15 protein-coding genes are annotated in these 11727 nt (G+C 67.3%); 9 read left to right on the top strand and 6 right to left on the bottom strand.

Annotated elements, in window-relative coordinates:
* The 3 genes from ruvA to VGF12_RS14510 form a co-directional block, all read right to left on the bottom strand.
* Nucleotides 1-274 (bottom strand): Holliday junction branch migration protein RuvA (gene ruvA, locus VGF12_RS14520; protein ID WP_331176754.1); only part of this gene is annotated, 274 nt, incomplete at its 3' end.
* Nucleotides 275-300: 26 nt separating this feature from the next.
* Complete coding sequence (locus VGF12_RS14515; RefSeq protein ID WP_331176753.1) at nucleotides 301-954, bottom strand: response regulator transcription factor; 654 nt, start codon at nucleotides 952-954, stop codon at nucleotides 301-303.
* Nucleotides 955-972: 18 nt separating this feature from the next.
* Nucleotides 973-2391 carry a sensor histidine kinase gene (locus VGF12_RS14510; protein ID WP_331176752.1) on the bottom strand — a complete coding sequence of 473 codons (1419 nt, stop codon included), beginning with the start codon at nucleotides 2389-2391 and terminating at the stop codon, nucleotides 973-975.
* Nucleotides 2392-2492: 101 nt separating this feature from the next.
* On the opposite strand from VGF12_RS14510, the gene VGF12_RS14505 reads away from it, so the two are divergent.
* Together VGF12_RS14505 and ybeY are read left to right on the top strand one after the other, a co-directional pair.
* Complete coding sequence (locus VGF12_RS14505; RefSeq protein WP_331176751.1) at nucleotides 2493-3458, top strand: PhoH family protein; 966 nt, start codon at nucleotides 2493-2495, stop codon at nucleotides 3456-3458.
* Complete coding sequence (gene ybeY / locus VGF12_RS14500; RefSeq protein ID WP_331176750.1) at nucleotides 3455-3913, top strand: rRNA maturation RNase YbeY; 459 nt, start codon at nucleotides 3455-3457, stop codon at nucleotides 3911-3913. The genes VGF12_RS14505 and ybeY overlap by 4 nt, the downstream gene beginning before the upstream one ends.
* Nucleotides 3914-3992: 79 nt before the next feature.
* On the opposite strand, the gene VGF12_RS14495 is transcribed toward ybeY, so the two are convergent.
* Both VGF12_RS14495 and hemB read right to left on the bottom strand, forming a co-directional pair.
* Nucleotides 3993-5096 (bottom strand): magnesium transporter CorA family protein, encoded by a 1104-nt coding sequence (locus VGF12_RS14495; RefSeq protein ID WP_331176749.1) that lies wholly within the window; start codon nucleotides 5094-5096, stop codon nucleotides 3993-3995.
* Nucleotides 5097-5100: 4 nt separating this feature from the next.
* Nucleotides 5101-6117, bottom strand: a complete 1017-nt coding sequence (hemB, locus tag VGF12_RS14490) for a porphobilinogen synthase (protein WP_331176748.1) — start codon at nucleotides 6115-6117, stop codon at nucleotides 5101-5103.
* A gap of 311 nt (nucleotides 6118-6428) precedes the next feature.
* Here hemB and VGF12_RS14485 point away from each other — a divergent pair, with 311 nt between their 5' ends.
* The 6 genes from VGF12_RS14485 to VGF12_RS14460 are packed head-to-tail and all read left to right on the top strand — an operon-like array spanning nucleotide 6429 to nucleotide 10387.
* Complete coding sequence (locus VGF12_RS14485) at nucleotides 6429-6857, top strand: CopD family protein (protein WP_331176747.1); 429 nt, start codon at nucleotides 6429-6431, stop codon at nucleotides 6855-6857.
* 11 nt (nucleotides 6858-6868) lie between these two features.
* A complete protein-coding gene (locus tag VGF12_RS14480) occupies nucleotides 6869-7969 on the top strand; it encodes a VanZ family protein (protein ID WP_331176746.1) in 1101 nt (366 codons plus the stop codon).
* Nucleotides 7970-7983: 14 nt separating this feature from the next.
* On the top strand, nucleotides 7984-8310 hold the full coding sequence (locus VGF12_RS14475; RefSeq protein ID WP_331176745.1) for a (2Fe-2S) ferredoxin domain-containing protein: 327 nt from the start codon (nucleotides 7984-7986) through the stop codon (nucleotides 8308-8310).
* Nucleotides 8307-8930, top strand: a complete 624-nt coding sequence (locus VGF12_RS14470) for an alpha/beta hydrolase (RefSeq protein WP_331176744.1) — start codon at nucleotides 8307-8309, stop codon at nucleotides 8928-8930. Before VGF12_RS14475 ends, VGF12_RS14470 begins: the two co-directional genes overlap by 4 nt.
* A gap of 9 nt (nucleotides 8931-8939) precedes the next feature.
* A complete protein-coding gene (locus tag VGF12_RS14465; RefSeq protein WP_331176743.1) occupies nucleotides 8940-10085 on the top strand; it encodes a D-alanyl-D-alanine carboxypeptidase family protein in 1146 nt (381 codons plus the stop codon).
* Between the two features lie 17 nt (nucleotides 10086-10102).
* Nucleotides 10103-10387, top strand: coding sequence for a DUF493 family protein (locus VGF12_RS14460; RefSeq protein WP_331176742.1), 285 nt, complete (start codon nucleotides 10103-10105; stop codon nucleotides 10385-10387).
* On the opposite strand, the gene VGF12_RS14455 is transcribed toward VGF12_RS14460, so the two are convergent.
* Nucleotides 10388-11017: a tetratricopeptide repeat protein gene (locus VGF12_RS14455; RefSeq protein ID WP_331176741.1), complete on the bottom strand. Its 630-nt coding sequence runs from the start codon at nucleotides 11015-11017 to the stop codon at nucleotides 10388-10390.
* 54 nt (nucleotides 11018-11071) lie between these two features.
* Between VGF12_RS14455 and lipB the strand changes: the two genes are divergently transcribed.
* Nucleotides 11072-11727: lipoyl(octanoyl) transferase LipB (lipB, locus tag VGF12_RS14450; protein WP_331176740.1), on the top strand; the 656-nt coding region annotated here is incomplete at its 3' end.

Below are 11727 nucleotides of genomic sequence, written 5' to 3'. Positions count from 1 at the left end.
CGGACAGCAGACCCAGCGCCATCTTGGGGCCCACACCACTGATCTTGATGAGCTGGCGAAAGGTGGCGCGCTCCTCGTGGGTGAGGAAGCCGAAGAGCTGGTGCGCGTCTTCGCGCACGGTCAGGTGCGTCAGCAGCACGGCACGTTCGCCGAGCTGGCCCAGGTTGAAGAACGTGCTCATGGGCACGTCCACCTCGTAGCCGACGCCGGCCACGTCGATCAGCACCTGGGGCGGTGTCTTTTCGGCGATGACGCCGCTGAGTCTTCCAATCATGGCCCGATTATCCGGGCCGGTTCGACTCAATTCCTGCCGAACAACCCCAGGCGTTGCGCCTCAAGGGCCGCCTCGGCGCGCGAGCTCACGTTCAGCTTGCGGTAGATCTGCTTGACGTAGTCTGCGATGGTGTGGCGGCTGAGCCCCAGCTGCACGCCGATCTCGGGCAGCGTGAAGCCCTTGGCGACGCGCAGCAGCACCTCAGTCTCTCGGTCGGTCAGCGAGACCTCGTGCAGCAAGGTCGAGGTCGGCTTCTTCACCTGGGCGGCGAAGTAGGCAATGACCTTGCGCGCGATGGACGGAGACAGCGGCGGCTCGCCCTGGCTCATGCGCTGCAACTGCTCGACGAGCAGCTCGCGCGATTGCTCTTTCAACAAGTAGCCGAAAGCGCCGGCCTGCAGCGCGGGGAAGAGGTGTTCGTCATCGTCGTGGATGGTGACGATGACCGACTGCACTTCGGGCTGCTTCTCGCGCAGCGCGGCGATGACCTCGACACCCGAGCCATCCGGCAGGCCGAGGTCCAGCAGTGCCAGCGTGAAGCGCTGGCCATTGACGAGCGCGAGCGCGTCCTGGACCCGCGAGCACTCGGTGATTTGGGCATTGGCGAACACCTGCTTGACCAGGGCCTTGAGCCAGGCGCGGATCTCGGGGATGTCTTCGAGCAGCAGGATGTGGTTCATGGCGGAGCCTCGGCAAACTTAGAGCGGAATCGTCAGGCGGATCACAGTACCCCAGCCAGGGCCGGATTCAACCAGGCATTGGCCATGCATCTGCTTGGCGCGTGATTTCATGCTCGCCATGCCGTGGCCTCTGTCCAACCTGCCGTCCAGTTCGGACGGGATGCCCTGGCCGTTGTCCTGGATGGTGAGGATGAAGTCGCCTTCCTGTACGGCGCTGGAAATCGTCGCATGCGTGGCGCCGCTGTGCTTGATGATGTTGGAGACTGATTCGCGCAGGATGCGCGTCGTCTGCACGTAGGAGCGGGCCTGGAAGGTGTGCTCGATGTCCTCGGCCGGCGACTTCCACTCGGCCAGGATGTTGGCCTGGCCCAGACGCGACACCACCTCGGCGCGCCAGTCGCCCAGGGCGTCGATCAGGTGAACGGGCTTGCCTGTCAGGCCACGCACGGACAGGCGCATTTCCTCCAGCGCCTCGCGCGCCAGCGTGGAGATGCGGTCGGATTCGCTGGTGTGCACGATGGTCAGCAGCTTGGCGCCCAGGTCGTCGTGCAGGTCGGCGGCGATGCGCTTGCGCTCGCGCTCGGTGACCTGTTCCAGCTTCTGCTCGGCGAGCTGGCTGTGGCTGCGCTCGACCTCGGCGATGCGCTCCGCCATGCGCTGCTCCATGGCAGTGACGCGCTTCTCGGCATCGACACGGGCATGCGCGACGCTGGTCACCACCTGGAGGCCGAGGGCCAGCATCAGTAGCGGCAGCATCAGGCCCAGCCAGGGCGAAGCCGTCCACCAAAGCGACTCGCTGGTGGCCGCCAGCAGCATCTCGGCGACCAGCGCCGCCATGGTTGGCAGCAGCAAGGCCGCCATCAGGCCGAAGTCGCGGGCGTGAGCTTCGTCTGCGCCAGCCTGCTGCAGGCGCAGACGGCGCAGCCACAGCGCCCAGCCCATGGCAGCGACAAGCTCCAGGCTCAGCACGGCGTGCCAGACCGTGCCGAGGATGCCGACCTGGCCGCCGGTCCACAGCAGGCTGGCGGGGACGACCAAGCACTGGATCAGCAGCGCATGGTCGATCCAGCCGCGCTTCCAGTTCATCTGGCGCAGCAGGTACTGCACGGCGCACAGCACCAGCAGGGTCATCAGCAGCGGCCTCAGCCCGGCAGCGCTGGGCGTGGCTGCAGCCCGCAGCACGACCCAGCTCAGCATCATGCCGATGAGGAAGCTGGCCGGTCGCTCGCGGGGATGCTGGCCCGAGACCAGCCCCACCACCGTGGCCATCAGCGCCAGCATGGCCGCCACCCAGGCGTGCAGCGTGGCGGCCCAGTACAGGCCCGTGGTAGGTGTCTGGGCCTGTGCGGCGACGGGGCAGAGCAGGGCCAGGACGAGCAGCAGGGAAAGGGGCGGGCGCCGAGCCACAGCGGCTCCCGGCGCAATCGGAGAGATCATGGGGCGGCATTGTGAGGGAGCGCCCGTGCTCCGCGCGCCGGGGAATGCACCAGCGAGACGGAGGCGGCGACAATCCGCGTCCACTCTTTCTTCGTCCCACCGTGATCCTGCGCTTCGCCCTGGAACCCGCCGACAACACCCGACTGGCCCGCGTCTGCGGCAGCCTGGACATTCACCTGCGCGAGATCGAGGCCGCGCTGGGCGTCAAGCTGAGCCGGCGTGACGCCGAGTTCCGCGTCGACGGCCCCAAGGCCGCGGCCGAGCGGGCGAGGAGCCTACTCGAGGCCCTCTACGAACGTGCCCGCCGGCCCCTGCCGGCCGAAACCCTGCAGCTTGCGCTGGTCGAGGCCCGTGGGCCGGGCGCCGCAGCGGCTCCCACCAGCGAGGACGGCCCGTTGGTGCTGCGCACCCGGCGCGCTGACCTGTCGGCGCGCACGCCGCGCCAGCACCAGTACCTGCAACAGATCCTGTCGCATGACATCACCTTCGGCCTGGGACCGGCCGGCACGGGCAAGACGTTCCTCGCCGTCGCCTGCGCCGTCGATGCGCTGGAGCGCTCGACGGTGCAGCGCATCATCCTCACGCGGCCAGCCGTCGAGGCCGGCGAACGCCTGGGTTTCCTGCCCGGTGACCTTACGCAGAAGGTCGACCCTTACCTGCGTCCGCTGTACGACGCGCTGTACGACCTGCTTGGCTTCGACCGAGTCAGCAAGGCCTTCGAGAAGGGGCAACTGGAGGTGGCACCGCTGGCCTTCATGCGCGGCCGCACGCTGAATCACGCCTTCGTCATCCTCGACGAGGCGCAGAACACGACGCCCGAGCAGATGAAGATGTTCCTGACTCGCATCGGCTTCGGCAGCCGCTGCGTCGTCACCGGCGACACCAGCCAGATCGACCTGCCCCGTGGCGTGCAGTCCGGTCTCATCGACGCTGAGCGCGTGCTCGCCAAGGTCAAGGGCATCGCGATGACACGCTTCACCAGCGCAGACGTCGTGCGCCATCCGCTGGTGGCGCGCATCGTCGAAGCTTACGAAGCGCGCGCGAAGCGCGAAGGACGTGAAGCATGAGCGCCCGGCCGGAGCTGAGTCTGTCGCTGCAGTTTGCTGACCCGCGCCATCGAGCGCTGCTGCCGCGCCACAAGGTGGCGCGCTTCATCCGTGCGGCGCTGGAATTGCCTGGCGAGATCGCCGTCCGCATCGTCGATGCCGAGGAGGGCCGCACGCTGAACCACGAGTACCGCGGCAAGGACTACGCCACCAACGTGCTGACCTTCGACTATGCCCACGAGCCTGTCGTCGGTGCCGATCTTGTCATCTGCGCCGAGGTGGTGGAGAAGGAGGCCGCCGAAATGGGCATCCCGCTGCTTGACCACTACGCCCACTTGCTGGTGCATGGCACGCTGCACGCGCAGGGCTATGACCATGAGGAAGACGACGAGGCCGAGTGCATGGAAGCGCGCGAGACCGAGATTCTTCGCGTGCTGGGATTTGCAGATCCATATGCCGGCCGTCAGGCCGGCTGAGTGATCGCGTGAACGCTGCGGAACCGGCTTGCCGGACCGCAGGTGTCGCCGCTTGAAGCGGGTGGACGCACAGGGGCGCCTATCTGCTGCCCAGGTAGCGCTTGCGGCGGAAGATGAACCACAGCCCGAAGGCCACGGCAAGCATCAGTAGCGCGGCGTCCCAGAATCCGTTGGCGTTCTTGATCAACGGCATCCATTCGAAGTTCATGCCGAAGATGCCGGTGATCAGGTTGAGCGGCAGGAAGATGGCCGTCAGCACCGTCAGGGTGCGCATGATGCCGTTGGTGCGGTGGCCCAGTGCGCTGAAATGCATCTGCACGGCGGACTCGGCCGAGGACTGCAGCCGTCGCACATGGGTCAGCACCCGCTCCACGTGCTCCAGCACGTCGCGCGAGCGCACGCGCAGCAGTTCGCGCTCGCGGCTCACCTGCGGGTCGCCGTCGGCAGGCCACTCGTCCAGCGCGTCTATCCATTCCTGCAGCGCGGCCCGCTGGTCTTCGCAGGTGTCTTCCAGACGGTTCAGCGCGTCCCGACTCTCCAGCAGCAGCGGCCAGTCGTTGAATTCGCTGTTCTGATCCAGCAGCACCCGTTGCAGCGTGGCCAACTGGCGCGTCAGCAGCCGGCGCAGCTCCAGATAGCTGTCCACCATGTGATTGACCATACGCAGCATCAGGTCGGCGGAGCTGGCCGGCAGGCGCGCGCCGCCGCGCGCATCGCGCTTCTCCCGGCCCTCAACCAGGCGATCCAGCTTCTGCGCGAAGAACTCACGCACCTGACAGTCCGTCGGGTGCACCGTGATGAGGACGCGGTCGAAGACAGCGAAACCTACGGGGCTGGTATCGATGGCGCGCAATGCGCGCTGCGCCGAGGCCAGCGTGCCGTGTTCGTCATCGACGAAGAGTTCCTGGCTGCCCGGCGCGGCCGCCAAGCGGCGAAATACCAGCATGTCGTACCAGGATGTGTAGTCAAAGTGCGAGGGCAACTGGTTGTTGATCAGGTCCGACACATGCAGGTCGACGATGTTGCCGCAGCCCCAGCGCGTCAGCGCCTGCTGCACGGCCGCTTCGCCCACTTCGAACTCGCGCCGGCCATAGCCCAGCCACAGAAAGCCGCGCTCGGGCAGGGCTTCGGGCAGGGCCGGCAGCTCGCGGAAGCTGTCGGTTTCGATGTGGAAGACCCGCACCGGCTCAAGCCCTCTTCAACAACCGCGCCGCGTCGAGCGCGAAGTAGGTCAGCACGCCGTCGGCGCCGGCGCGCTTGAAGGCCAGCAGCGATTCCATCATTACTGCGTCATGGTCCAGCCAGCCGTTGGCCGCGGCCGCCTTGACCATCGCGTACTCGCCGCTGACCTGGTAGGCGAAGGTCGGCACGCGGAACTCGTCCTTCACACGTCGCACGATGTCCAGGTAGGGCAGACCGGGCTTGACCATGACCATGTCTGCGCCTTCGGCCAGGTCCAGCGCCACCTCGCGCAGGGCCTCGTCGCTGTTGCCGGGATCCATCTGGTAGGTCTTCTTGTCGGCCTTGCCCAGATTGGCGGCTGAGCCGACAGCGTCGCGGAAGGGGCCGTAGAAGGCGCTCGCGTACTTGGCGCTGTAGGCCATGATGCGAGTGTGGATATGGCCACGGGCTTCCAGCGCCTGGCGGATGGCGCCGATGCGGCCGTCCATCATGTCGCTGGGCGCCACGATGTCCACGCCGGCATCGGCCTGCACCAGGGCCTGCCGAGTGAGCAGCTCTACCGTGACGTCGTTGAGGATGTAGCCGGTCTCGTCGATGACGCCGTCCTGGCCGTGGCTGGTGAATGGATCCAGTGCCACATCGGTCAGCACACCCAGCTGCGGAAAATGCTGTTTCAAGGCCCGCACTGCGCGCGGCACCAGACCGTCCGGATTGAAGGCCTCGGCACCATCGGGCGTCTTCAGCGCGGCATCGATGACGGGGAACAGGGCGATGACCGGCACGCCCAGCTCGACACACTGCTCGGCCGTGCTCAACAGGTGGTCCAGGCTCTGCCGGGAAACGCCCGGCATGGAGGGCACGGCGTCCAGCCGCTTCTCGCCCTCATGGATGAAGACCGGCAGGATCAGATCGCTGGCCTGCAGTGAATGTTCGCGAACCAGGGCTCGTGTGAAGGCGTCGCGACGCAGGCGGCGCGGGCGCGCCGCGGGGAAGGTCGAAAGGGTGGGGGAGTGGCGGGTCACGTCGAATCCTCGAACGGGCTGGCAGTGGAAGGGGCTGCGGCCCGGCACGTGATGGACGACACATCCAGACGTCATTTATTCGTGACGTCACCGCTCAAGCGCGCTAAACTTGTCGGCGAATGATAGCCGCAAGGTGGTCATTCCCTGCTTTTCCTCCCTGAGCAGGAGCCTTAACGTGATGACAGCGATAAGGCTTTCTCGGCCCCGGTCCTGAACCGGGGCTTTTTTTTGACTTGTGCGAGCCCGCTGCGGGGCGTTTGGCGGCTTTCGCTGACAGCCGCGAGGCGATTGACGCTGCCCATAATGGCGTCATGCTCTGGGTCAAAGCCTTTCACATCGTCTTCGTCGCCGCCTGGTTTGCCGGCCTTTTCTACCTGCCGCGCATCTTCGTGAACCTGGCCATGGTGCCGGCCGACAGCCATGCAGAGCGCGAGCGCCTGCTGTTGATGGCGCACAAATTGCACCGCTTCAGCAGCATCCTGATGGGCGTCGCGCTGCTGCTCGGCCTTTGGGTCTGGCTGGGCTTCGGCGCCGGCCGTTTTGCCGGCAGTTACTGGTTGCACGCCAAGCTGCTGCTGGTTGTCGGCGTGGTCGGCTACCACCACGTGAACCGCCGCCTGTTGCGCAGCTTCGAGGAGCTTTCCAACCGCCGCAGCCACCGCTGGTTCCGCGTCTACAACGAGACGGCCGTGCTGCTGTTCGCCGCCATCGTCGTGCTGGTGACGGTTAAGCCCTTCTGACGGGCGCCCCGATGCGTCGTCGGCAAAGTTCCGCGACCTGGCTGCTGCTGGCCCATGTCGGGCTGATCTTCTATGCCAGCCTCTACCCTTTCTGGCCCTGGCGTTGGCCGCCCGGTATGGGCATGCCGTGGCTGCTCGACCTGCCTTGGCCCCGGCGCTTCTGGGCCTTCGACGTCGAAGCCAACCTGATCGGTTACATCCCGCTCGGCCTGCTCGGCTTCGCGGCAGCAATGCGTTCGGGTTGGGGGCTGGGCGGGGCCCTGCTGCTGGGCTTCCTGCCCGGCCCGCTGCTGTCTTTCTCCATGGAGACGCTGCAGTTCTTCGTCCCGGGCCGCGTGCCCTCGCTGTCGGACTGGGCACTGAACTCCGGCGGCAGCGCGCTGGGCGCCACGCTGGGCCTGGTGCTCCATGCCCTGGGCGGGCTGCGGCGCTGGCAGGACATGCGCGACCATTGGTTCGGCGCGAGCAGCGCGCCGGCCCTGGCATTGCTCGCCCTGTGGCCCCTGGCCCTGCTGTACCCGACGCCCATGCCGTTCGGTCTCGGCCAGTGGCTGCCCTGGTGGCGCGAATCCCTGGTCGACGCTCTAGCGGGCACGCCCTGGGCCCTGTCCTGGGACGGTGCTGTCACGGTTGAACGTGAGCTGCCGCCCGGCCTGGGGGCGCTGGCCATCGCGCTGGGGCTGCTGGCGCCGGTGCTGCTGATGATCTCCGTGGCACGCCCGGGCTTGCGCCGCCTGGCCCTGGCTGCCGGCTCGGTGCTGCTGGGTCTGCTGGCCACCGCCACTGCCACGGCCATGGCTTTCGGACCGGACCACGCCTGGGCCTGGCTCAGTGATGCCACGCGGCCGGGCGTGGGCCTGGGGATGGGCCTGGTGCTGCTTGCCTGCCTGCTGCCTTCCCGCGTGGCGGCGGCGCTCGGGCTGTTCGTGCTGTGCGCGCTGATCGGCCTCATGAGCGTCGCGCCCGGAGACCCCTATCTGGCGTTGAACATGCAGGCCTGGGAGCATGGGCGTTTCGTCAATCTCTATGGGCTGACGCGCTGGCTGGCCTGGACATGGCCCTTCATTGCGCTCGTTTGGCTCGCAGCGCGCCTCGTGCAGAAACCCGAGTGAGAGAATCTCCAGCGATGAGTTACTACCAGCGTCACGTTTTCTTCTGCCTGAACCAGCGTACCAATGGCGAGGCCAGCTGCGGTGACCATGACGCGCAGGGCGCCTTCGACCATTGCAAGTCACGCGTGAAGCAGCTCGGCCTGGCCGGCAAGGGCGGCGTGCGCATCAATAAGGCAGGCTGCCTGGACCGATGTGCCGGCGGGCCTGTGGCGGTGGTCTATCCGGAGGCCGTCTGGTACTCCTGGGTCGACCAGAGTGACATCGACGAGATCGTCGAAAGCCACCTGCGCGACGGCCAGATCGTTGAGCGCCTCATGCTGCCGGACAGCGTCGGCCGATGAACGCCCAGACCGAGAAGCGCCTCGTCCCCGGCCCGGCCGGACAGATCGAGGTTGCCATCGACCTTCCTTCCGATGGCGCCACACCGGCCGGCATGGCGCTGATCTGCCACCCCAACCCCACCCAGGGCGGCACGATGGACAACAAGGTGGTGCAAACGCTGGCGCGTGCGTTCATCCATCTGGGCTGGCGCGCCGTGCGCTTCAACTTCCGAGGCATCGGCAAGTCCGATGGCGCTTGGGACGAGGGCCGCGGCGAGGTCGATGATGCGCTGGCCGTGCTTGCCGCCCTGCGCGCGCCCGGCGAGGCGCTGATCCTGTCGGGCTTCTCCTTCGGCGGCTATGTCGCGTCGCGCGCCGCAACTGCGCTTGCCGAACCGGCGCAGCGCCTCGTGCTCGTCGGCCCTGCGACCAGCCGCTTTGACACAGCCTCCGTGCCGGCCGACACCGTGGTCATCCACGGCGAGGTCGACGACGTCGTGCCACTCTCCGCCGTGCTCGACTGGGCCCGGCCCCAGAGCCTGCCGGTCACTGTCGTCCCCGGCGTGGGCCATTTCTTTCACGGGCAGCTGCCGCTGCTCAAGTCGCTTGTGGTGCGCGCCTTCGACCCCGCGCGTGCCTGACCCGAACCGATGAAAAGATTCCTTGCTGTCGTCTTTGCCGCACTCTCGCTGACCGCCCAGGCCCAGGCCCCGGTGCCGCCCGAGATCGCCGCCCGCAATTACGTGCTGATCGATCTGACCACGCACAAGACCCTGGCCGAGCGCGACGCCGACGCGCCGCAGGATCCGGCGTCCCTCACCAAGCTGATGACGGCGTACGTCGTCTTTGGCGCGCTGCGAGAGAAGAAGCTGACGCTGGAGCAGACGCTGCCTGTGTCCAAGCGCGCCTGGGACGAGCGCAAGGGCGATCCCTCGCTGATGTTCATTGACACGACGATGACGCCCAAGGTCGACGAACTGCTGCGCGGCCTCATCATCCAGAGTGGCAACGATGCCGCCGTGGCGCTGGCCGAAGGCGTGGGCGGCACGGTCGAGAACTTCGTGCAGTTGATGAACCGCCAGGCCCAGGCCTGGGGCCTGAAGAACACAGAGTTCAAAAACGTGTCCGGCATGACCGAGCCCGGCCACAAGACCAGCGCCCGCGATATCGCCCTGGTGGCCGCTCACATCATCTCGGACTTCCCCGAGTACTACGGCTATTACTCGCAGCGTGATTACACGTTCAACAAGATCCGCCAGGACAACCGCAACTTGCTGCTGCGTCGCGACCCGACGGTGGATGGCATGAAGACTGGCTTCACCGAGGCCGCCGGCTACTGCCTGGTCGCCAGCGCCAACCGCGACTTCCCCAACGGCAAGCGCCGGCTGCTGAGCGTCGTCATGGGCACTGCCTCCAAGGAGGCACGGGCCAGCGAGAGCCAGAAGCTGCTCAACTGGGGCTACACGGCCTTCGACGCGATCAAGATTTTCGACGCCGGCAAGGCCATTGCGACCGTGCCGGTCTGGAAGGGCCAGGCCAAGGAGGCCAAGCTCGGCGCGTCCGACGCGGTGTTCGTTGCCGTGCCGCATGGCGACGCAGCCAAGCTGCAGACCCAGGTCGAGCGCACCGATCCGCTGGTGGCGCCCCTGAACAAGGGGCAGCGCGTCGGCACGCTGCGCGTGACGACGACGGCAGGCGCGCCGGTGGCCGAGGTGCCCCTGATCGTGCAGGAGGCGGTACCCGTGGCCGGCATCTTCGGCCGCGCATTCGACTCCATCCGCCTCTGGATCAAGTGAGCCGCAAGGAGCGCACCATGAACCTGCCGCCCGACATTCCGCCCGAGCAGTCGCTCATCGAGTACCCGTCGCAGTTCCCCATCAAGGTGATGGGCGCGCATGTCGAGGGATTCGTCGAGGCCATCACGGCCGTGGCGCTCCAGTTCGACCCCGGCTTCGACGCATCCTCCATCGAGCACCGTCCCAGCAAGGGCGGCAACTACCTCGGCCTGACCATCACCATCACGGCCACCAGCCGCGAGCAGCTCGACGAGATCTACCGCACGCTGACCACCCATCCCATGGTGAAGGTCGTGCTTTGATCAGGTCGCCGCGTCGGCGGCCTGCATGGCCTTGAGCTTGGCCTTGGCGGCGTCGTCGCCATTCTTCGCCGCAGCGTCGTACCAGTAGCGCGCCAGCCGCTCGTCCGCCGCCACGCCCAGCCCGGTCTCAAACATCGATGCGACCAGGTACTGGGCGCCGACGTCGCCGGCCTTGGCGGCCTCCAGATACCAGCGGTGGGCCTGGACCATGTCCTGCGCGCGACCGCGGCCCAGGTAGTAGCAGGTCGCGACGGCCAGCGCGCCGTCGCTGTTGCCATGTTCCGCGGCCTGCTCGAACCAGCCGCAAGCCGCCTGGGGATCGGGCCTGCCCCGGCGCCCCTGTTCGATCATCTCGCCCAGTGCGTTCTCGGCCAGCGCCAGCCGCTGGGCCGCCGCGCGCCGCAGCAACTGCCAGGCCTTGGCGTCGCTGGCGCCGGGCAGTTCCTTGCGCAGGTGCATCATTGCTAGATTGAAATGGCCCAGCGCCTCGCCGCGCCGGGCCGATTCGGCGAAGCCCCGGGCGGCCGTCTTCAGATCGCCCGCGTCGTAGGCCGCCAGCGCGTCGGGCAGTGTGGCGGCCCGGGCCAGAGAGGCGGCAAGCAGCAGGGCAGCGATCACGGTCTTCTTCATCGGCGGGATCCTCCCGGTCGGGCGAGGGTTTGGATGGCTGCCTATGATGCCTGCATGATCGTCAAGACCCTGGGGCGGGTCGAATACCTGCCCACGCTGGAGGCCATGCGCGCCTTCACGGCCGCGCGCGACGCCGACACGCCCGATGAGCTGTGGCTTTGCGAGCACTCCCCCACGTTCACACAAGGCTTGGCTGGCAAGCCCGAGCACCTGCTGCTGCCGGGCGACATCCCCGTCGTTGCCACCGAGCGCGGCGGCCAGGTGACGTTTCACGGCCCCGGCCAGGTGACGGCCTACCCGCTCGTCGACCTGCGCCGATTGGGCATCTTCGTCAAGGAGTACGTGTTCCGCCTGGAGACGGCCATCATCCAGACGCTGGATAGCTATGGCGTGACGGGTTTGCGGGTGGGCGGCGCACCGGGCATCTACGTGCGCCCGGCCGACCCTGCTGGCCATGCGGCGCTGGCTGGGCCGGTCGACCCCGCCGACACTTTCCGGGGCCTGGCCAAGATCGCCGCCTTGGGAATCAAGGTCAGCCGCCACTGCACCTATCACGGTGTGGCGCTGAACGTCGACATGGACCTGGAGCCCTTCCTCCGCATCAATCCTTGCGGCTACGCAGGCCTCGCGACCACGTCACTCGATAAGATCGGGGTTTTTACCGACTGGCCCACCGCGGCCGGCCGGCTCGCCGAGCGGCTCTCGGCACA

Origin of the sequence: Roseateles sp. (assembly GCF_036404855.1) — a bacterium.
Taxonomy (GTDB): Bacteria; Pseudomonadota; Gammaproteobacteria; order Burkholderiales; family Burkholderiaceae_C; genus Pelomonas.
This window is presented reverse-complemented; position numbering and strand designations above follow the sequence as displayed.